At 72.1% G+C, this 19,730-nt stretch carries 18 protein-coding genes and 1 tRNA gene; 9 read left to right on the forward strand and 10 right to left on the reverse strand.

The annotated features are described in order from the left end of the window. Positions 1-4: 4 nt before the first annotated feature. Complete coding sequence (gene metH, locus RY076_RS16245) at positions 5-3,802, reverse strand: methionine synthase (RefSeq protein WP_413785790.1); 3,798 nt, start codon at positions 3,800-3,802, stop codon at positions 5-7. Between the two features lie 181 nt (positions 3,803-3,983). On the opposite strand from metH, the gene RY076_RS16250 reads away from it, so the two are divergent. Further along, positions 3,984-4,838, forward strand: a complete 855-nt coding sequence (locus RY076_RS16250) for a PAC2 family protein (RefSeq protein ID WP_323099932.1) — start codon at positions 3,984-3,986, stop codon at positions 4,836-4,838. A gap of 12 nt (positions 4,839-4,850) precedes the next feature. On the opposite strand, the gene mshC is transcribed toward RY076_RS16250, so the two are convergent. Genes mshC through RY076_RS16270 form a run of 4 tightly spaced genes read right to left on the reverse strand, consistent with a single transcriptional unit; the run spans position 4,851 to position 8,240 of the window. Continuing rightward, the gene (gene mshC, locus RY076_RS16255) at positions 4,851-6,107 is read right to left on the reverse strand and encodes a cysteine--1-D-myo-inosityl 2-amino-2-deoxy-alpha-D-glucopyranoside ligase (protein ID WP_323099934.1); all 1,257 of its coding nucleotides are present in this window, start codon (positions 6,105-6,107) and stop codon (positions 4,851-4,853) included. Between the two features lie 52 nt (positions 6,108-6,159). Continuing rightward, entirely contained in the window at positions 6,160-6,969 is an 810-nt protein-coding gene (locus tag RY076_RS16260) for an SCO1664 family protein (RefSeq protein ID WP_323099936.1), read from the reverse strand. After that, a complete protein-coding gene (locus RY076_RS16265; protein WP_323099938.1) occupies positions 6,953-7,498 on the reverse strand; it encodes a DUF3090 domain-containing protein in 546 nt (181 codons plus the stop codon). The genes RY076_RS16260 and RY076_RS16265 overlap by 17 nt, the downstream gene beginning before the upstream one ends. A 10-nt stretch (positions 7,499-7,508) precedes the next feature. Then, a complete protein-coding gene (locus RY076_RS16270; RefSeq protein WP_323099940.1) occupies positions 7,509-8,240 on the reverse strand; it encodes an MSMEG_4193 family putative phosphomutase in 732 nt (243 codons plus the stop codon). A gap of 73 nt (positions 8,241-8,313) precedes the next feature. On the opposite strand from RY076_RS16270, the gene RY076_RS16275 reads away from it, so the two are divergent. Beyond that, the gene (locus tag RY076_RS16275; RefSeq protein ID WP_323099942.1) at positions 8,314-9,315 is read left to right on the forward strand and encodes a magnesium and cobalt transport protein CorA; all 1,002 of its coding nucleotides are present in this window, start codon (positions 8,314-8,316) and stop codon (positions 9,313-9,315) included. Positions 9,316-9,373: 58 nt separating this feature from the next. Here the strand turns inward: RY076_RS16275 and RY076_RS16280 are convergent, their stop codons facing one another. Both RY076_RS16280 and RY076_RS16285 read right to left on the reverse strand, forming a co-directional pair. Then, the gene (locus RY076_RS16280) at positions 9,374-10,234 is read right to left on the reverse strand and encodes an undecaprenyl-diphosphate phosphatase (RefSeq protein WP_323099944.1); all 861 of its coding nucleotides are present in this window, start codon (positions 10,232-10,234) and stop codon (positions 9,374-9,376) included. A gap of 164 nt (positions 10,235-10,398) precedes the next feature. After that, positions 10,399-11,469, reverse strand: coding sequence for an LLM class F420-dependent oxidoreductase (locus tag RY076_RS16285; RefSeq protein WP_323099946.1), 1,071 nt, complete (start codon positions 11,467-11,469; stop codon positions 10,399-10,401). Between the two features lie 111 nt (positions 11,470-11,580). Here RY076_RS16285 and RY076_RS16290 point away from each other — a divergent pair, with 111 nt between their 5' ends. Then, positions 11,581-12,516, forward strand: coding sequence for an aldo/keto reductase (locus tag RY076_RS16290; protein ID WP_323099947.1), 936 nt, complete (start codon positions 11,581-11,583; stop codon positions 12,514-12,516). Positions 12,517-12,580: 64 nt separating this feature from the next. On the opposite strand, the gene RY076_RS16295 is transcribed toward RY076_RS16290, so the two are convergent. Both RY076_RS16295 and RY076_RS16300 read right to left on the reverse strand, forming a co-directional pair. Beyond that, entirely contained in the window at positions 12,581-13,096 is a 516-nt protein-coding gene (locus RY076_RS16295; RefSeq protein WP_323099949.1) for a hypothetical protein, read from the reverse strand. A gap of 158 nt (positions 13,097-13,254) precedes the next feature. Continuing rightward, a complete protein-coding gene (locus tag RY076_RS16300) occupies positions 13,255-14,058 on the reverse strand; it encodes an SCO4651 family lipoprotein (protein WP_323099951.1) in 804 nt (267 codons plus the stop codon). A 167-nt stretch (positions 14,059-14,225) separates the two neighbouring features. Between RY076_RS16300 and RY076_RS16305 the strand changes: the two genes are divergently transcribed. Continuing rightward, positions 14,226-14,411 (forward strand): DUF5703 family protein, encoded by a 186-nt coding sequence (locus tag RY076_RS16305; RefSeq protein WP_323099953.1) that lies wholly within the window; start codon positions 14,226-14,228, stop codon positions 14,409-14,411. 9 nt (positions 14,412-14,420) lie between these two features. Here the strand turns inward: RY076_RS16305 and RY076_RS16310 are convergent, their stop codons facing one another. After that, on the reverse strand, positions 14,421-15,779 hold the full coding sequence (locus RY076_RS16310; RefSeq protein ID WP_323099955.1) for a M20/M25/M40 family metallo-hydrolase: 1,359 nt from the start codon (positions 15,777-15,779) through the stop codon (positions 14,421-14,423). Positions 15,780-15,918: 139 nt separating this feature from the next. Here RY076_RS16310 and RY076_RS16315 point away from each other — a divergent pair. From RY076_RS16315 to RY076_RS16335, 5 genes are all read left to right on the forward strand, one after another. After that, positions 15,919-16,005: transfer RNA gene (locus RY076_RS16315), tRNA-Leu, on the forward strand. Positions 16,006-16,156: 151 nt separating this feature from the next. After that, complete coding sequence (locus RY076_RS16320; protein ID WP_323099957.1) at positions 16,157-16,759, forward strand: MarR family winged helix-turn-helix transcriptional regulator; 603 nt, start codon at positions 16,157-16,159, stop codon at positions 16,757-16,759. A gap of 4 nt (positions 16,760-16,763) precedes the next feature. After that, on the forward strand, positions 16,764-17,573 hold the full coding sequence (locus RY076_RS16325) for an ABC transporter ATP-binding protein (RefSeq protein WP_323099959.1): 810 nt from the start codon (positions 16,764-16,766) through the stop codon (positions 17,571-17,573). Further along, entirely contained in the window at positions 17,533-18,354 is an 822-nt protein-coding gene (locus RY076_RS16330; RefSeq protein WP_323099960.1) for an ABC transporter permease, read from the forward strand. The genes RY076_RS16325 and RY076_RS16330 overlap by 41 nt, the downstream gene beginning before the upstream one ends. 105 nt (positions 18,355-18,459) lie before the next feature. After that, entirely contained in the window at positions 18,460-19,728 is a 1,269-nt protein-coding gene (locus tag RY076_RS16335; RefSeq protein WP_323099961.1) for an MFS transporter, read from the forward strand. The last annotated feature ends 2 nt before the right edge of the window (positions 19,729-19,730 follow it).

The following is a 19,730-nucleotide window of genomic DNA, read 5'->3' on the forward strand; positions in this document are numbered from 1 at the left end:
GGGGTCAGTCCTCCGGGTCGTAGGCGAGGTTGGCCGAGAGCCAGCGCTCGGCCTGGGCGAGGGTCCAGCCCTTGCGTTGGGCGTAGTCGGCCACCTGGTCGCGGTCGACGCGGCCGACGACGAAGTACTGCGACTGCGGGTGCGAGAGGTACCAGCCTGACACCGACGCGCCCGGCGACATCGCCATGCTCTCGGTGAGCGAGATGCCGGTACGGGCCTCGACGTCGAGCAGGCTCCACAGCGTCTGCTTCTCGGTGTGCTCGGGGCAGGCCGGATAGCCCGGCGCCGGACGGATGCCGGCGTACTGCTCCTTGATGAGGGCGGCGTTGTCGAGGTGCTCGTCGGGGGCGTAGCCCCAGAACTCCTTGCGGACGCGCTCGTGCAGCCGCTCCGCGAAGGCCTCGGCGAGCCGGTCGGCGAGGGCCTCGAGCAGGATGGCGTCGTAGTCGTCGAGGCTCGCGCGGAACTGTGCGACGCGCTCGGCGCTGCCGAGTCCGGCCGTGACGGCGAAGCCGCCGACCCAGTCGCGGGTGCCCTTGGGTGCGACGAAGTCGGCGAGGGACCGGTTCGGCACGCCGGAGCGGTGCTCCCCCTGCTGGCGCAGGTGGTGCAGCACGGCGAGCGGGTCAGCGCGGTTCTCGTCGGCGTACACCTCGATGTCGTCGCCGACGCCGTTGGCCGGGAAGAAGCCGAGGACGCCGTTGGCCGTCAGCCAGCGCTCCCGCTCGATCCGGTCGAGCATCGCCTGGGCGTCCTCGAACAGCTTGCGCGCGGCCTGCCCGCTCGCCGGGTTGTTGAGGATGTCGGGGTAGGTGCCCTTGAGCTCCCACGCGGAGAAGAACGGCGACCAGTCGATGTACCGGCGCAGCTCACCGAGCGGGTAGTCGCGCAGGACGCGGACGTGCTGCGGGGCCGTGCGCGAGCGGGTGATCGTCGAGACGTCCTTCTCCTGCTGCAGGAGCAGGTGCGGGTGCGGGGGCCGGTAGCCGCTCCAGTCGATCGGCGTGCGGCGCTCGCGGGCCGCCTCGAGGCTCAGCAGCTTGCGCTCGGTCTTGGCCGAGTGTCGGGCCCGCAGCGCGTCGTAGTCGGCCTTGACCTGCTCCAGGAGGCGCGGGCGCTGCTCGTCGGAGAGCAGCGCGGCCGCGACCGGCACCGAGCGCGACGCGTCCTTGACCCAGACGACCGGCCCGTCGTAGCGCTGGTCGACCTTGACCGCGGTGTGCGCGCGCGAGGTCGTCGCGCCGCCGATGAGCAGCGGGATCGTCATGCCGGTGCGCTGCATCTCGGCCGCGAACCCGACCATCTCGTCGAGGGAGGGCGTGATGAGCCCCGACAGCCCGATGAGGTCGGCGTCGTGCTCCTTGGCGGCGTCGAGGATCTTCTGCGCCGGCACCATGACGCCGAGATCGATGACCTCGTAGTTGTTGCACTGCAGGACGACGCCGACGATGTTCTTGCCGATGTCGTGGACGTCGCCCTTGACCGTCGCCATGACGATCGTGCCGTTGGTGTCCTTCTGCCTCGCCAGCTCGGGGTCCTTGGCCTTCTCCTCCTCGATGAACGGGATGAGGTAGGCGACGGCCTTCTTCATGACGCGGGCGCTCTTGACGACCTGCGGCAGGAACATCTTCCCGGCGCCGAAGAGGTCGCCGACGACGTTCATGCCGTCCATGAGGGGGCCCTCGATGACCTCGATGGGCCGCCCTCCCCGCTCGGCGATCTCGGCGCGGAGCAGCTCGGTGTCGGCCTCGACGTGCGCGTCGATGCCCTTGACGAGGGAGTGCGTGATGCGCTCGCCGAGCGGCAGGGCGCGCCACTCCTCCTCGCTGACCTCGGCGGCCTCGCCCGTCTTGTTGTACTCCTCGGCGATCTCGAGGAGCCGCTCGGCCGCGTCGGGCCGACGGTTGAGCACGACGTCCTCGATGCGCTCGCGCAGCTCGGGGTCGACCTCGTCGTAGACGGCCAGGGCGCCCGCGTTGACGATGCCCATGTCGAGGCCCGCCGCGATCGCGTGGTAGAGGAAGACGGCGTGGATCGCCTCGCGGACGGGGTTGTTGCCGCGGAAGCTGAAGGAGACGTTCGAGATGCCGCCGGACACCCGCGCGCCGGGCAGGTTCTCCTTGATCCACCGCGTCGCCTCGATGAAGTCCCTTCCGTACGAGGCGTGCTCGTCGATGCCGGTGGCCACGGCGAAGACGTTGGGGTCGAAGATGATGTCCTCGGGCGGGAAGCCGACCTGCTCGGTGAGGATGCGGTACGCCCGCTCGCAGATCGCTGTGCGGCGCTCGAGGGAGTCGGCCTGGCCGTCCTCGTCGAAGGCCATGACGACCGCGGCCGCGCCGTAGCGGCGCACGAGGCCCGCCTGCCTGAGGAAGGGCTCCTCGCCCTCCTTGAGGGAGATCGAGTTGACGATGGCCTTGCCCTGGACCTGCTTGAGGCCGGCCTCGATGACCTCCCACTTGCTCGAGTCGACCATGACGGGCACCCGGCTGATGTCGGGCTCGCTCGCGACGAGGCGCAGGAAGCGCTCCATCGCCGCGACGCCGTCGATCATGCCCTCGTCCATGTTGACGTCGATGACCTGGGCGCCGTTCTCGACCTGCTGGGCCGCGACCGACAGCGCCGTGTCGTAGTCGCCGTCCTTGATGAGGGTGCGGAAGCGGGCCGACCCGGTGATGTTCGTGCGCTCGCCGACGTTGACGAAGAGGCTGTCGGCGTCGATGGTGAACGGCTCGAGGCCGCTGAGGCGCATGGCCGCCCCGGGGGCGGCGACCTCGCGGCGCGTCTTGCCGTCGACGGCCTTCGCGATCGAGGCGATGTGCTCGGGCGTCGTGCCGCAGCAGCCACCGACGAGGTTGACGAAACCGGCCTCGGCGAACTCCGCGAGGATCCCGGCCGTCTCCTCGGGGGCCTCGTCGTACTCGCCGAAGGCGTTGGGCAGCCCGGCGTTCGGGTAGCAGGACACGAACGTGTCGGCGACCCGCGCAATCTCGGCGATGTACGGACGCATCTCCTTGGCGCCCAGCGCGCAGTTGAGCCCCACTGCGAGCGGGCGCACGTGGCGGACGGAGTTCCAGAACGCCTCGGTCACCTGCCCCGACAGGGTGCGCCCCGACGCGTCGGTGATGGTGCCGGAGACGACGACGGGCCAGCGCCGGCCGCGCTCCTCGAAGAGCTGCTCGACGGCGAAGATCGCCGCCTTCGCGTTGAGGGTGTCGAAGATCGTCTCGACGAAGAGCAGGTCGCTGCCACCGTCGACGAGCCCACGAGCGGCGTCGAGGTAGGCGGTGACGAGGTCGTCGAAGGTGACGTTGCGCGCGCCGGGGTCGTTGACGTCCGGCGAGATCGACGCGGTGCGCGACGTCGGACCGAGCGCGCCGGCCACCCAGCGCGGACGCCCCGGCGTGCGGGCGCTCATGGCGTCGGCCTCGCGTCGGGCGAGCTCGGCCGACGCGTGGTTGATCTCGTAGGCGAGCTCCTCCATGCCGTAGTCGGACAGCGAGATCGCGGTGGCGTTGAAGGTGTTCGTCTCGATGATGTCGGCGCCGGCCTCGAGGTACTCGCGGTGGATGGACGCGATGATCTCGGGGGCCGTGAGCGACAGGAGGTCGTTGTTGCCCTGGACGTCGGTGTGCCAGTCCTTGAACCGCTCGCCCCGGTAGCCCGCCTCGTCGGGGCGGTCGCGCTGGATCGCCGTGCCCATGGCGCCGTCGAGGACCATGATCCGCTCACGGAGCGTCTCGGTGAGGGTCTCGGTGGCGTCGGGCCGCACCTGCGGCGGCTGGGTCGACGGCTGGGTCAATGGGTTTCCTCTCGGCGGCGGCCCGACCTCGGTGCCGGTCGGGTCGCGTGACGTCGGACCGACCGAATTCTACGGACCGCGGCCGACGGGCGCGTCGGCGCCCGGAGTACGGGCACGGCGTCCGCACCACGGCATAGGCTGGCGGTGTGGTCGCAGGTGCGGCCGCGACGAAGGAGGCAAGGTGCTGGAGTTCGAGGACGTGCCGGAGCTCAACGACCCGGTGCTCATCGCGGCCTTCGAGGGCTGGAACGACGCCGGCGAGGCGGCGTCGAGCGCCGTGCGTCACCTCTCGGAGGTGTGGGACGCCGAGCTCGTCGCCGCCTTCGACCCCGAGGACTACTACGACTTCCAGGTCAACCGCCCGCGGGTGGCCCTCGAGGACGGCCGCCGGATCCTCACCTGGCCCACGACCCGCATCCTCATCGCCACCGACACCGGCTTCGACCGTGACGTCGTGCTCGTCCAGGGCATCGAGCCCTCGATGCGCTGGCGGGCCTTCACCATCGAGCTGCTGGAGCTGGCACAGCAGCTCGGCGTCACGACGATCGTCACGCTCGGTGCCCTGCTCGCCGACGTGCCGCACACGCGCCCGATCCCCGTCACCGCCACCGCCGAGGACGAGGCGGCCATGCACCGGTTCGACGTCGAGGCCAGCCGCTACGAGGGCCCGACGGGCATCGTCGGCGTCGTCAGCGCCACGGCCAGCGACACCGGCATCCCGACGGTGTCGGCCTGGGCCGCCGTCCCGCACTACGCGGGGGGTCCGCCCTCCCCCAAGGCGACGCTGAGCCTCGTGCACCGCGTCGAGTCGCTGCTCGGCGTCACGGTGCCGCACGACGAGCTCGAGGAGAGCGCCCGCGCGTGGGAGCGGGGCGTCGACGAGCTCGCGCAGTCCGACGAGGAGGTCGCCGAGTACGTGCAGTCGCTCGAGGAGGCCCAGGACACCGCCGAGCTTCCGGAGGCGAGCGGCGACGCGATCGCCCGCGAGTTCGAGCGCTACCTGCGCGGCCGCGACGACGACCAGCGCGGCCGCTGAGCGGCGTCCGTCCTAGAGACGGACGCCCAGCAACGCGTCGAGCGCGCGCCCGAGCACGCCGGGGGCGCCCGGGTCGTCGCCGCCGCGGGTCAGCGCCTGCGCCGCCCACCGGTCGACGGCCTCGAGGGCCCGCGGGCTGTCGAGGTCGTCGGCGAGAGCCGCCCGGATGTCCTCGACGGTCTGGTCGGCCACCGGACCGCCGTTGCCGGACAACGCCTTGCGCCACGTCTCGAGGCGCTGCTGCGCGTCGACGAGCATCGCGTCGTCGTACATCCAGTCCTCGCGGTGGTGGCGCGACAGCAGCGCCAGCCGGATCGCCATCGGGTCGACGCCCTCGCGGCGCAGCTGCGAGACGAGCACGAGGTTGCCGCGGCTCTTGCTCATCTTCTCGCCGTCGAGGCCGACCATGCCCTGGTGGACGAAGGCGCCGGCGAAGGCCGGGGCGCCGCTCAGCGCGCGAGCGTGCGCGGCGCTCATCTCGTGGTGCGGGAAGATGAGGTCGGTGCCTCCGCCCTGCACGTCGACCGGGACGCCGAGGTGGTCGATGGCGATGCACGCGCACTCGATGTGCCAGCCGGGCCGACCCCACCCGAGGCTGCCGCCGTCCCACTCGGGCTCGCCCTCACGGTGGGCCCGCCACAGCAGGGCGTCGAGCCGGTTGCGCTTGCCGGCGCGGTCGGGGTCGCCGCCGCGCTCCTCGAAGACCTCGAGCATGCCGGCCTCGTCGAGGTGGCTGACCGAGCCGAACCGGGCGTCGCGGGCGACGTCGAAGTAGACGTCCGTGGCGCCCTCGCGGGACGCGTCGGGCGCCGGCACCGTGTAGGCGGCACCGCTCGCGACGAGCCGCTCGACCGGGGCGACGAAGGTCGGGATGCTCTCGACCGCGCCGAGGTACTCGTCGGGCGGGATGACGCCCAGGGTGGTCATGTCCTCACGGAAGAGGGCGATCTCCCGGGTCGCGAGGTCGCGCCAGTCGATGCCGTCGCGCTCGGCGCGCTCCAGCAGCGGGTCGTCGACGTCGGTGATGTTCTGGACGTAGCGCACCGTGTGGCCGCTGTCGCGCAGGACGCGGCCGAGCAGGTCGAAGGTGACGTACGTGGCGGCGTGGCCCAGGTGCGTCGCGTCGTAGGGCGTGATGCCGCAGACGTAGATCGTCGCCTCGGGCCCCGCGGCGGCGGGCACGAGCTGGCCGGTGGCCGTGTCGCGGACCCTCACCTCGGGGGCGTTGCCGGGGACCTGCGGGATGAACGGCGGGGGCCAGCTTCTCACAGCGGAGACTCTATCCGGATCCCCGGACGGGGGTGCGCCCGGCTCGGGTCGCTCAGAGCGGCGGCCAGGGCACCGCGGGCCAGTCGCGGCTCGGGAACGGGTGCGTGCCGCGCGCCAGCAGCCGCTCGACGCGGGTCACGAGGGCCTCGACGTCGACCTCGGGCAGCAGCGCGAGCAGCCGGGCCCGCTCGGCCGGCTCCTCGAGCGCGGCGGACAGGCGTGCCAGCCGCTCCCGGTCACCCGCGGTGAGCGGCTCGCCCGCCCAGCCCCAGAGCACGGTCCGCAGCTTGGGCACCGGCGAGAAGGTGACCCCGTGGTCGATGGCCCACAGGCGCCCCGACGCGTCACGCAGGCAGTGCGACCCCTTGCGGTCGGAGTTGTTGATGACGGCGTCGAGCACGGCCAGGGAGCGCACGTCGTCCGCCCCGGAGTGCACGACGGTCACCGAGGACCCCCCGGGCGTCTCGCCGTCGAACACCGCGTGCCAGCCCGCCGGAGCCCGCCCCTCGGGCACGAGGTCGACGACGGCGTCGTCGGCGACCGGGTCGAAGGGGTCGCCGATCCACAGCTGCACCGAGCCGGGGCCGAGCGGGCCGTCGCGCAGCACCGTCGGCGGCACGACGTGCCAGCCGCCGAGCTCGGACACGACGCTCGCCGCCACCTCCCGGCCGGCCAGCGTGCCGTCGGGGAAGTCCCAGAGCGGTCGCTCGCCGCGCACCGGCTTGTAGACCACGTGCCCGCCGGGAAGCGTCGACACCCGCGCGACGACGGCGACGTTGGAGGACTCGGCCACCCGGCCCAGCACCTCGAGCTCGCCGGTCAGGTCGACCCGGTCGGGGTGCGTGTCAGCGGCGGTAGCCATTGGCCCGCGGGCAGATGTGGCCCGTGGGGTCGAGGGGGCCGCCGCAGAACGGGCACGGCGGCCGGCCCGCGGACACGAGCGCGGTGCTGCGGCGGGCGAAGGCGCGCGCGTCGGCCGGCCCGAGGGTGACCCGCAGCGAGTTGCGACCGAGCGGCACGACCGGCTCGTCGTCCTCGTCGTCGACCTCGTCGGGGTCGTGGTCGTGGCACTCGATGACGATGCGCTGGCGGTCCTCGTCCCACGCGAGGGAGAGGGTCTGCACGTGCCAGTCCTCGTCGAACGGCGTCCGGAGCGGCTCGGTGTCCTCGGAGGCGCCCCCCGGCTGGCCCGGCTCGACCGCAGCCGCGGGGGCCAGCTGGTCGAGGACGTCGTTGATGCGGTCGGCGAGGATCGCGACCTGCTGCTTCTCGAGACCGACGGTGACGACGCGCGGACCGTCGGTCGCCTGGAGGTAGAAGGCCCGCTGTCCCGCCGGTCCGACGGTGCCGGCGACGAACCGGTCGGCGGGGTCGAAGTCCTGGACCGTCATGCGAACGACCCTATCCGACCACGTCCGGCGTTCCCGCGCCCCCGCCGACGACGGCGTCGCCCTCGTCGGCGGCCGGACGCTGCGGCGGGCGAAGGCCGGTGAGGTCGCCGCCGATGTCGTTGACGCGCAGGACGAACGGCTTGCGGCTCGTGTACCGCACCGCGCTGACGGAGGCCGGGTCGACGTTGATGCGCTGGAAGTCGTCGAGGTGGGCGCCGGCGGCGTGCGAGAGGACGGCCTTGATGACGTCGCCGTGCGACACGGCGACCCACACCGCGTCGGCGCCGTGGGTCTCGAGGATCCGGGCGTCGGTCTCACGGACCGCCTGCAGCGCCCGGTCCTGCATCTCGGCCATCGACTCGCCGGCATACTGGGCGGAGTCGGGGAAGCGCGCCTCGCTGGGGCGGTCCTGCACGACCTTCCACAGCTCCTCGCGGGCCAGCTCGGACAAGGGCCGCCCGGTCCACGCCCCGTACCGGCACTCCCCCAGTCCCTCGTGCACGCTGCGCCGGACCCGATCCGGCAGCGGGGCGCACAGCAGGTCGGCCGTCTGGACACAGCGGTCCAGGGGCGAGGACACCACCTCGGCGACGGGCAGGGCCGCCGCGGCGAGCCGGGCCCCGACCGAGGCGGCCTGCGCCTCGCCGGTCTCGTCGAGGAAGACGCCGGGCATCCAGCCGGCGAGCGTGCCGGAGACGTTGGCGCTCGAGCGGCCGTGGCGCACGAAGATCACGGTGGGCACGATCGCCAGCCTAGACGCGGCGACGGGGCCGAGCCTCCAGTCACCTCGCAGCGCGGCGTGGTGACATAGGGGTGTGATCGTGGACAAGGCCATCTACCGCAACGGCCGGCGGCAGGGCTGCGGCGACCTCAGCGACGAGCTCGACGTGCTGCGCCTCACCCAGGACGGGTTCCTCTGGATCGGCCTGAAGGACCCCACCGACGCCGAGTTCGACTTCGTCAACGAGGAGCTGCACCTGCACCCCCTGGCCGTCGAGGACGCCGTCAACGGCCGCCAGCGCGCGAAGATCGAGCAGTACGAGACCTCGACGTTCGTCGTGCTCAAGACGCTGCGGTACATCGAGGCGACGAGCGACATCGAGACGGGCGAGGTCATGCTCTTCATCGGCGACTACTTCGTCGTCACGGTCCGCCACGGCGAGGGCAACCCGCTCGCCGGCGTCCGACAGCGACTCGAGGCCGACGCGGAGCGTCTGGAGTACGGTCCGCTCGCCGTGCTGCACGCCGTCATGGACTCCGTCGTCGACAACTACGTGCTCGTCGACGGCGAGATCAAGAAGGACCTCGACCAGATCGAGGAGGAGGTGCTCGGTTCGGACCAGCAGGGCGACGCCAACACCATCTACCGCCTCAAGCGCGAGGTCCTCGAGTTCCGCCGGGCGAGCAAGCCCCTGGCCGACACCCTCGCCGCCTTCATGGAGCGCGGCCGCGGCCGCTTCCTGAAGACCGAGATCCTGGTGTTCTTCCGCGACGTCGCCGACCACCTGCGCCTCGTCAACGACCATGTCGAGTCCTACGACCGCCTCCTGACGGACGTGCTGTCCGCGCACCTCGCGTCGGTGGGGATCCAGCAGAACGAGGACATGCGCAAGATCTCGGCGTGGGTCGCCATCGCGGCCGTTCCGACGATGATCGCCGGGATCTACGGCATGAACTTCGACAACATCCCCGAGCTGAACGCGAGCATCCACACGAGCACCGGTGAGTTCTACTACGGCTACTTCATCGCGCTCGGCGTCATGGCCGCGTCGTGCCTCGGGCTCTACCGCGCCTTCAAGCGCTCGGGCTGGCTCTAGGGGGGGTCAACCCCCGGAGCCAGCCCGTGGCCGTCGTCAGGTCGTCAGGTGGCGCCGGTCAGGTGGCGCTGATGACGCCCGCGCCGAGCAGCCCGGCCAGCAGGAGGCCGAGCGCCACGCGGTACCAGACGAACGCCATGAGGGTGTTCGTAGCGACGAACCGCAGCAGCCACGCGATCGAGGCCAGCGCGACGACGAAGGCGACGACGAGGCCGACGGCGACCGGTCCGAGACCGAGGGCGGTGAGCCCCTCCTTCTCCTGGACGGCCTGGAAGAGGCCCGCGGCGGTCAGGGCCGGGATGGCGAGGAAGAAGGACAGGCGCGTGGCCGTGACCCGGTTGATGCCGCGCATGATGCCGGCCGAGATCGTCGCACCGGACCGGGAGACGCCGGGGATGAGCGAGAAGCACTGGACGAGGCCGATGACGAGGCCGTCGACCGGGCCCACCGAGTGCTCATCGCGGACGCGTCCGCGCTCCTCGTAACGGGCGTAGACCCGCTCCGCGACGACCATGACGATGCTCCAGAGCACCAGCGCGGCAGCGATGACCCACAGGCTGCGCAGCGTCCCCTCGATGGCGTGCCGGCCGAGGAACCCGACGATGCCGACCGGGATGGAGCCGATGACGACCGCCCACGCGAGGCGGTAGTCGGGGTCGTGCCGCGCCTCGGCGTTCAGCAGGCCCCGGAACCAGACGACGACGAAGCGGACGATGTCACGGAAGAAGTACAGCAGCGTCGCCGCGATGGCGCCGAGCTGGATGACCGCGGTGTAGGCGGTCACGGCCGGGTCGTCGACCGACAGGCCGAGCAGCTTCTCGGTGATCGTCAGGTGAGCCGTGGAGGAGACGGGGAGGTACTCGGTCAGGCCCTCGACGACACCGAGGATCACGGCGTCGAGGTAGCTGAGGTCGGCCATGTCGTGGTCAGCCTTCTGCGCGGGGTTCGGGGACGGTCCAGGTCGGCGGACCGCACGGGTCCGGCCGCTCGGCACCAAGCGTGCACCCTAGCGGGCGTCCCTGCGTGCCGGACGCTCCGAGGACGACGTCCGGGTGAACATCCGATCGCAGGACGGTCACCGGGTCAGGCGTCGGAGGCCTCGAGGCCACCCAGGGTGGCCATCACCTCGACCGTGGCCAGGGCCTGGTCACGGCTCATCCCGCCGCTCGTGGCCACGGCAAGCGTCGTGACGCCGGCGTCGGCGTAGCGCTGCATGCGCCGCGCCACGCGCTGGGGCGAGCCGAGCAGTGCGGTCTCGTCGATGAACTCGAGGGGGACGGCCTCGGCGGCCTCGCGGTGCCGGCCGTCGAGGTAGAGGTCCTGGATGCGCGCGGCGGCGTCCTCGAACCCCATCCGGCAGGCCAGCTGGTTGTAGAAGTTCTGCTCGCGCGAGCCCATCCCGCCGATGTAGAGGGCGCAGTAGGGCCGGACGTAGGCGGCCGCCGCCTCGACGTCGTCGAGCAGGACCACCGGCGTCGTGGCGACGACGTCGAAGCCGGCCATCGGGTCCTCCGGGGTGCCCCGCCCCGCGCCACGTCGGGCGCTGCGGATGGCGTCGAGGTGCTCGCCGGCGTGCTCGGGGCTGAAGAAGATGGCGAGCCACCCGTCGGCGATCTCCCCGGTGAGGGCGAGGTTGCGGGGCCCGACGGCCGCCAGGTAGAGCGGCACGTCGGCCCGCAGCGGTCGGGTGCCGAGCTTGAGGGCCTTGCCCGGACCGTCGGGCAGCGGCAGCGGGTAGTGGCGCCCGGTGTGCTCGACGACGTCGCGGCGCAGGGCGGCCCGGACCACCTCGACGTACTCGCGGGTGCGGGCGAGCGGCTGCGCGAACCGGACGCCGTGCCACCCCTCGCTGACCTGCGGCCCGGAAACACCGAGACCGAGCCGGAAGCGGCCCCCCGACATCGTGTCGAGCGTCGCGGCCGTCATCGCCGTCATGGCCGGGGTGCGCGCCGGGATCTGCATGACCGCCGAGCCGAGGTCGATGCGCTCGGTCAGCGCCCCGATCCACGACAGCATCGTGACGCTGTCGCTGCCGTACGCCTCGGCGACCCACGCGCTGCCGTAGCCGAGGCGGTCGGCCGCCCGGGCCACGGCGACCATGTCCTCGCCGGTGGTTCCGCGTCCCCAGTACCCGAGGTTCACGCCGAGTCTCATGGACGCGAGGCTATCGGGCCGGACGCGACGCCGACCCCAGCGGCGCCTCTGCAGCGTCACGGCGGCAGGTCGCCGCTGCCCACCGGGACGAAACGGATAACGTGTGCCTCCATGCGCAGGCGTCTCGGGTCGTCCGGTCTCACCGTCACTCCCCTGGCGCTCGGCACCATGCTCTGGGGCAACGCCGTCGACCGGCACGACGCCGCCGAGCACCTCCGCACCTTCGTCGAGGCCGGGGGCAACCTCGTCGACACCGCTTTCGGGTACGGCGGCGGCGACGCCGAGACGATCCTCGGCGGCCTCATCGGCGACGTCGTCCCCCGCGACGAGCTCGTCGTCTGCACCAAGGCCGGCATCTCGCGCGCCTCCGGTGAACGACGCGTCGATGTCTCCCGACGCGGACTCATGGCCCAGCTCGACACGTCGCTGCGCCGCCTCGGTACCGACCACGTCGACCTGTGGCTCGTGCACACGTGGTCCGACGACGTCCCGCTCTCGGAGACCCTCTCGGCCCTGGAGTGGGCGGCGGTCTCCGGCCGGGCCCGGTACGTCGGCGTCTCCAACTACTCCGGCTGGCAGTCGGCCCGTGCCTTCAGCCTGATGGAGTCGGCGCGGATCCCGTTGGTGGCCAACGAGGTCCAGTTCTCGCTCGTGCACCGCGAGCCCGAGGCCGAGGTGGTGCCGGCGGCCGTGCAGCTCGGGTTCGGGCTGCTGCCGTGGTCGCCGCTGGGCCGAGGCGTCCTCTCGGGCAAGTACCGCACCGGTATCCCGTCCGGGTCGCGCGCCGCCTCGAGCGACTTCCCGGGCTTCGCCCAGCGCTTCCTCGACGAGCACAGCGCCGGGGTCGTGGAGGCCGTCGCGATGGCGGCCCGGGGCCTGGGCACGTCCGCTGCCGAGGTGGCCCTCGCCTGGGTGCGGGACCGTCCGGCCGTCGCGGCTCCGGTCGTCGGCGCGCGCACGGCGAGCCAGCTGCGCACGGCGCTGGCCAGCCTCGACCTCGTGCTGCCCGCCGAGATCGTCGGCGCGCTCGAGGACGTCTCCGGCTGACCGACGCGCTCGGCCGGGTCAGCGGGCCGAGCGGTACGCGCGACGTCCGGCCCGACGGTGGGCCTCAGGCGCCGGAGAACCCGGGACGCGTCGCGTGCGCCCCGTCGAGTCGCGGATCCTCGTCGTCCTCGTCGTCCTCGTCGTCCTCGTCGTCCTCGTCGTCCTCGTCGTCGTCGAGGTCGTCCTCGTAGTCGTCGTCCTCGTCGTCGTCGTCGAGGTCGTCCTCGTAGTCGTCGTCCTCGTCATCGTCGAGGTCGTCGTCATCGTCGTCGTCATCGTCGAGGTCGTCGTCCTCGTCGTCGTCCTCGTACTCGTCGGAGTCGAGGCCGGCATAGACGCGACCCTCGGACCCGTCCTCGTCCTCGTGGCCGTCGAAGTCGTCGCCGTAGATGGCCAGCGGCGTCGCGACCTCGGTGGCCTCGTAGAGCGCCTCGTCGTAGTCGTCGAACGCCTCGGCGAGGTCCTGTGCGGCGGCGACGACCATGGGGTGGTCGGGGTCGCGGCTCGCGGACGCTGCCTCGTAGTGGCGCTCGAGGGCGGCGACGAGCTGCTCGAGCGCGGAACGCGGGTCGACGGTCATGCCACGACCGTAGTCGACGCGCCCGGGTGTGAGAACCGCTTTGCCGCCCGCGTCGCCCGGCCTCCCCCGGACGTGCGACGACCCCGGTGCGACAGGGTCGCTCCGGGGTCGTCCGTGCCACCGCGCCGGCCGGAGGGCTCAGGCGCGGGCGGCGTATGTCACATCGGCGCCTTGACGGTGTCCTTCGCGGCGGGAGCCGTGATGTCGACCGGCTCGCCGTACTTGCTCATGTGCATGTCGGCCTTGGCGCCGGAGATGTCGAAGGTGACGCGACGCAGGTGGTCCTGGTCGTCGAGCCACGCCGTGTACGTGATCGTCTTGGGCATCTGGCCCTTGGCGGCGGCGTCGGCGCCCTCGATGGCCGAGGTGTCGAGCGTCAGCTCGTACTTGTCCATCGACTGGCCGTCGACGCTGTCCTGCCCGACGTACTTGACGTCGGTGACAGCCTTGTCGAACTGGTCGTACATCTTCGTCGGGTCGGCCTGGTCGAGCGACGACGTCAGCTGCTTGCCCATCGTCGACGTGCTGTCGATGGCCGCCCACTTGCCGGCCTGCAGGCCCGGGAAGCCCTTCATGTAGATCTTCTTGTCGACGAGGATCATGTCGAGCTTCATCTGGCTGCCCATGTCCATGGACACCTTCATGGCCGGGTTGCCCGGGTCGACCTTCGTGTCGCCGACCATCTGGATCTGCTGCCCGGAGGCCTGCATCGTCATCGTGACGTGGGCCGTCGTCGAGGTCGTGGCGCCCTTCTTCAACGCGGCGATGAAGGATGCCTTGTCCTTGTACGGTCCGCCGGCGTCGGCCGGGGCGCTCGTGGTCGTGGTGGTGCCTGCCGAGGCGGGCGCGGTGCTGTTCGCTCCGGTCGCCGTCGGGGTCTCCGTCTTGCCGCACGCGGCGACACCGAGGACGGTCGGGACGAGGATGAGTGCGGCCGCGGTGCGACGCAGGTTCCATTTCATGTGGTTTGACCTCCTGGGCCATCGACGCCGGGCAGGGCCGCGGCGGTTTCCCCTGACTTCCTGCCGGCCCCCGCCGGCGAGTACCGCTCGAGGCTATCGCGGAGCATCGGCGTGCCTCTTCCCGGACAGGTCTCGGTCGGGTCTCGGTGGTGTCACAATGGGCCACGATGACGGAGTACGAGTACCGGGTCCTCACCTTCGACCGCCGCACGTCCAAGTCCGACGCGCGGCAGCAGATCCGCGAGCACGCGGAGTACGGCCGGTGGGAGCTGTCCCGAACGGTCGTCTACGAGGGCGGGATCCGGCGCATCTGGCTGCGTCGACGCATCATGCGCGTCCAGCGGACGGCCTGAGGTCCGGGCTCAGCAGGTGCGCAGGAAGTCGCCGAGCACGCGCGCCCCGAACCGCAGGGAGTCGACCGGCACCCGCTCGTCGATGCCGTGGAACATCGGCGCGAAGTCGAGGTCGGCCGGCAGGCGCAGCGGTGCGAACCCGTAGCCGGTGATGCCGAGCCGCCCCAGCGCCTTGTTGTCGGTGCCACCGGACAGGCAGTAGGGCAGGACGCTCGCGTCGGGGTCCTCGCGCAGCAGCGACTGCTTCATCGCCTCGACGAGGTGGCCGGAGAAGGGCGCCTCGAGCGCGACGTCGCGGTGCACGACCTCGACGTCGACGTGCTCGCCGGCGAGGCTTCGGACCGTGTCCATCAGGTCGTCCTCGTGGCCGGGGAGGAAGCGGCAGTCGAGGGCCGCGGTCGCCGTCTGCGGCACGACGTTGTGCTTGTAGCCGGACTCGAGCATCGTCAGGTTCGCGGTGTCGCGCAGCGTGCCCCGCACGAAGCCCTGGGCCCCGCCCATCGTGGACAGCAGCTCCTCGAGGTCGTCGTCGGCGTACCCGATGCCGGTGAGGGCGCTGAGCCCGTCGAGCAGGTCGCGCACCGAGGCGATGTACTCCCGCGGCCACTCGTGCGCCGCGATCCGGCCGATGGCGCCGGCGAGGTGGACGATGGCGTTGTCGGGGTTGGGGACCGAGCCGTGGCCGGCGCGACCGTGGGCGCGCAGGCGCAGCCACGCGATGCCCTTCTCGGCGGTCTGGAGCAGGTAGGCGCGGCGCTCGCCCTGAGGCGTCGGGACGGTGACGCTGTACCCGCCGACCTCGCTGACGGCCTCGGTGACCCCTTCGAACCACTGCGGGTGGTGGTCGACGAGCCAGTGGCTGCCGTACGTGCCGCCGGCCTCCTCGTCGGCGAAGAACACCACCGTCGTGTCGCGGGCCGGCTTGGTGCCGGTGCGCGCCAGGTGGCGGACGTTGGCGAGGATCATCGCGTCCATGTCCTTCATGTCGACGGCGCCACGACCCCAGATGCAGCCGTCGCGCTCCTCGGCGGCGAACGGGTCGACCTGCCAGTCGGCGGCGTTGGCCGGCACGACGTCGAGGTGGCCGTGGACCGCGAGGCCGGGGCGCGACGGGTCCTCGCCCTCGAGGCGCAGCACGACCGTGGCCCGCCCGGGCTCGCTCTCGAGCAGCTCGGCGTCGAGGCCGACCTCGGCGAGCTGGCCCATGACGTACTCGGCGGCCTTCCGCTCCCCCGGCCCGCTGCCGTCGCCGTAGTTCGTCGAGTCGATGCGGATGAGGTCGGCGCAGATGCGGGCCACCTCGTCCTCGGGCGTCATCGTGGCGGTGCTCGTGGAGGGGCTCTCGGCGCGGTCGGCGGGCTCGCTCATGCGGCCAGCCTAGGTGGTCGAGCGCGGCCCGAGTCCCGCGGATCCGTGTGACGGGTGGGGCGGTTTGGCCTTTTGGCCGGGGCCCCTGTAACGTTCTCCTCGCCGCAAGGGACTCCCCGAGCCCCTTGCTCTTCACCTTGTCGGGGTGGCGGAATGGCAGACGCGCTAGCTTGAGGTGCTAGTGCCCTTAACGGGCGTGGGGGTTCAAGTCCCCCCCTCGACACCACCGGAGACCCCGGGCCCTGCGGCCCGGGGTCTTCTGCGTCTCGGGCACTGCGGACGCCTGCTCGCCGCACGGAACGAGCGCGGTAGAACGCCGATGTCACGAGGCCTTTCGGCCCCTGTTGAAACCTCTGTCAGCGAGTTAATCTCGCCTCGTGAGCGATCCCCTCCACCCGGCCCGCCCCGCCAGCCCAGCCCGAGCCTCCCGGTCCGTCGCCGGCCTCGCCGACGACGTCCACGACGTCGTCGGCCTCTTCCGGCGCAGCTCGCGCCCACTCGTCGGCACCCCGCTTCCCGAGCTCGGGCTGTCGGGCGCCCAGCTCGAGCTCGTCCGGGTCGTGCGCCGCAACCCCGGCATCGGGGTCGCCGAGGCCGCCGCGGTGCTCGGCCTCGCGCCGAACACCGTGTCGACGCTCGTGGGCCAGCTGACCTCGCTCGAGGTGCTCGTGCGCCTGCGCGACGCGTCCGACCGACGCGTCGCCCGCCTCGAGCTGACGCCGTCGGCCGCCGCCGCCCTCGAGAGCTGGCGCGACCGGCGTGCCCAGGCCACCGCTGCCGCCCTCGGCAGCCTCGACGCCGACGAACGGGCCGCCATCGCCCGGGCACTGCCGCTGCTGGCCCGCGTCGCCGCGTCCCTCCCCGACCCCGACGCGTCGGGCGCGACGTCAGCCGCGGCGTCCGCCTCGGCATCCGGCTCGACACCCACCTCGCCGGCGAGCGCGCAACCGGTCCCGGCCACCGCCGAGGAACCCCGGTGACGCCGTGACGGCGGTCGCGGCCCTCGACATCCGGGGCCTCGGCTACAGCTTCGGCCAGCACCGCGCGGTCGACGACCTCACCCTGGCCGTCGAGCCCGGCGAGTGCTTCGGCCTGCTCGGTCCCAACGGCGCCGGCAAGACGACGACGATCCGCCTGCTCAACACGCTGCTGCCGCTCCAGGACGGCGAGGTCGAGGTCTTCGGCCACAGCGTGCGCACCGACGCCATGCGGGTGCGCCGCCTCATCGGCTACGTCCCGCAGCAGCTGTCGATCGAGGGCGCACTGACCGGCCGTGAGAACGTCGAGTGGTTCGCCCGCCTCTTCGACGTGCCTCGCCGCGAGCGCGCGGCACGTGTCGACGAGGTGCTCGACATGGTCGACCTGCGGCCGGACCAGCACCGCCTCGCCTCGACGTACTCCGGCGGCATGGTCCGCCGCCTCGAGCTGGCCCAGGCCCTCGTCAACCAACCGGAGCTGCTCGTGCTCGACGAGCCGACCGTGGGCCTGGACCCGGTGGCCCGCGACAGCGTCTGGCAGCGCGTCGACCAGATGCAGCGCGACCACGGCATGACCGTCGTGCTGACGACGCACTACATGGAGGAGGCGGACGCGCTGTGCGACCGCGTCGCCCTCATGCACCACGGCGCGCTGCGGGCCCTCGGCGCGCCCGACGACCTCAAGGCCGCAGCCGGTGACGGCGCCACCCTCGAGGACGTCTTCCGCCACCACACCGGCGACACGCTCGAGGGTGAGCAGAAGGGAGGGCTGCGCAGTGTCCGGACAGCTCGTCGAACCGCGCGCCGCCTCGGCTGAGCGGGTGCGGCGCACGGGGCTGTGGCTGCTCGTCTCCCGGGTCGGTACGTTCTGCCTCGTCGAGCTGCAGAAGCTGCGCCACGACCGCACCGAGCTGCTGACCCGCGCCATCCAGCCGATCCTGTGGCTCGTCATCTTCGGCACGACCTTCAGCCGCATCCGCGCCATCCCAACCGGCGACGTGCCCTACCTCGACTTCCTCGCGCCGGGCGTCATCGCGCAGTCGGCCCTGTTCATCGCGATCTTCTACGGCATCCAGATCATCTGGGAGCGCGACGCGGGGGTGCTGACCAAGCTGCTCGTCACCCCGACGCCGCGGGCCGCCCTGGTGACCGGCAAGGCGTTCGCTGCCGGGGTGCGCTCGGTGGCGCAGGCCGCCATCGTCGTCGTCGTGGCGGCGCTCATGGGCGTCGGCATGACGTGGAACCCGGTGCGCCTGCTCGGGGTCGTCGTGGTCGTGATGCTCGGCGCCGCGTTCTTCTCCTGCCTGTCCCTGTCGATCGCGGGGGTCGCCCTCAAGCGGGACCGGCTCATGGGCATCGGGCAGGCGATCACGATGCCGCTCTTCTTCGCCTCGAACGCCCTCTACCCCATCGAGCTCATGCCGGACTGGCTCAAGGTCGTCAGCCACGTCAACCCGCTGACCTACGAGGTGTCCGCGCTGCGCGGGCTGCTCATCGGCACGCCGACGAACTACTGGCTCGACTTCGGCGTCCTGGTCGGCAGCGCCGTCGCCGGCATCGCGTGCGCCGCCGCGCTCATCGGCCGCCTCGCCCGCTGATCCACCCCGCGGCCACCGGCTCTTCACCCGTCGCTCGCCGATCCGACAGCCGGACGCGCCGCGTCCGTGCCGCGTCTGCTGGACACCGACCGTACGCTGTCCGCCGTGACCTTCCTGCGTGCGCTCTGGAGCCTGTTGCACGGGCGACGCTTCCGACGACTCTTCGTCAGCCGCGTCACCTCGCAGGGCGCCGACGGCATCTTCCAGGTCGCCCTGGCCAGTCACGTCCTCTTCAACCCAGAGAAGGCGGCCGACGCACGCAGCATCGCCCTCGCGTTCGCGACGGTGCTGCTCCCGTACAGCCTCCTCGGACCGTTCGTCGGCGTGCTGCTCGACCGGTGGGACCGTCGCCGGGTTCTCGTCGTCAGCCAGGCCGTGCGCGCCGCGGCGATGCTCGGCGTCGCCACGATCGTCACGGGTGCCGAGAGCGGTCCGCTCTTCTTCGGGCTCGTCCTGCTCGTCTTCAGCGTCAACCGGTTCATCCTCGCCGGCCTCGGCTCGGCCATCCCGCACGTCGTCGAGCCGGACGACCTCGTCAGCGCCAACTCCGTGGCACCGACGTGCGGCTCGCTCGCCTACCTGCTCGGTGGTGGCATCGGCACGGGCATCCGGGCGGCCGGTGGGTCCGACGTAGTCGTGGTCGTGCTCGGCGCGGCTGCGGTGCTCGTCGCGATGTGGGCCGCCTCCCGCCTGCCGAACGTCGGGCCCGACGACGTCAGCGAGTCCCCCTCGTTCGGTCACATCGCCCGGTCGGTCGTGTCCGGCTTCCTCGAGGCCGTCCGCACGGGCCCGCGCCGCGCCCGCGTCCTGCTCGGGCTGGTGTTCCTGACCCGGCTGCCGTTCGGCTTCCTCCTGCTGCAGACGCTGCTGCTTTTCCGTGGCCCGTTCGAGCAGGGGCACGGCGCGCTCGGATTCACCGTGGCGGCCGGGGCCTCGGCCCTCGGGTTCGCCTCCGCCGCCTTCGTCACCCCGTGGCTCGAGCCGCGCCTCACGGCCCTGCCGTTCGTCGCCCGGGTCCTCGCCGTCGGCGCCGTCGTCTGCGCACTGCTCGGGCCGTTCCTGCAGCCGTGGAGCATCGTCGCCGTCGCGTTTGCGGTCGCGCTGACCTCCCAGTGCGTCAAGATCACCGTCGACTCCCTCATGCAGGCCCACGTGCCCGACCACCTCCTGGGCCGGGCCTTCTCGGCCTACGACGTCGTCTACAACGCCGGCATGGTCGCGGCGGCGGTCCTCGGCGCGGTGCTGCTGCCCGAGTCGGGGCTCGCCTGGTGGCCGCTCATCGCCTTCGCGTGCCTCTACGCCGGGGCGGCGATGTTCGTCGGGCGCGCGTGGTCCGCGGCGGCACGGCTCGACGAGGAGCGGCCACTAGGCTGACG

This window comes from Intrasporangium zincisolvens (assembly GCF_034724055.1).
In the GTDB taxonomy this organism is placed as follows: Bacteria; Actinomycetota; Actinomycetes; order Actinomycetales; family Dermatophilaceae; genus Monashia; species Monashia zincisolvens.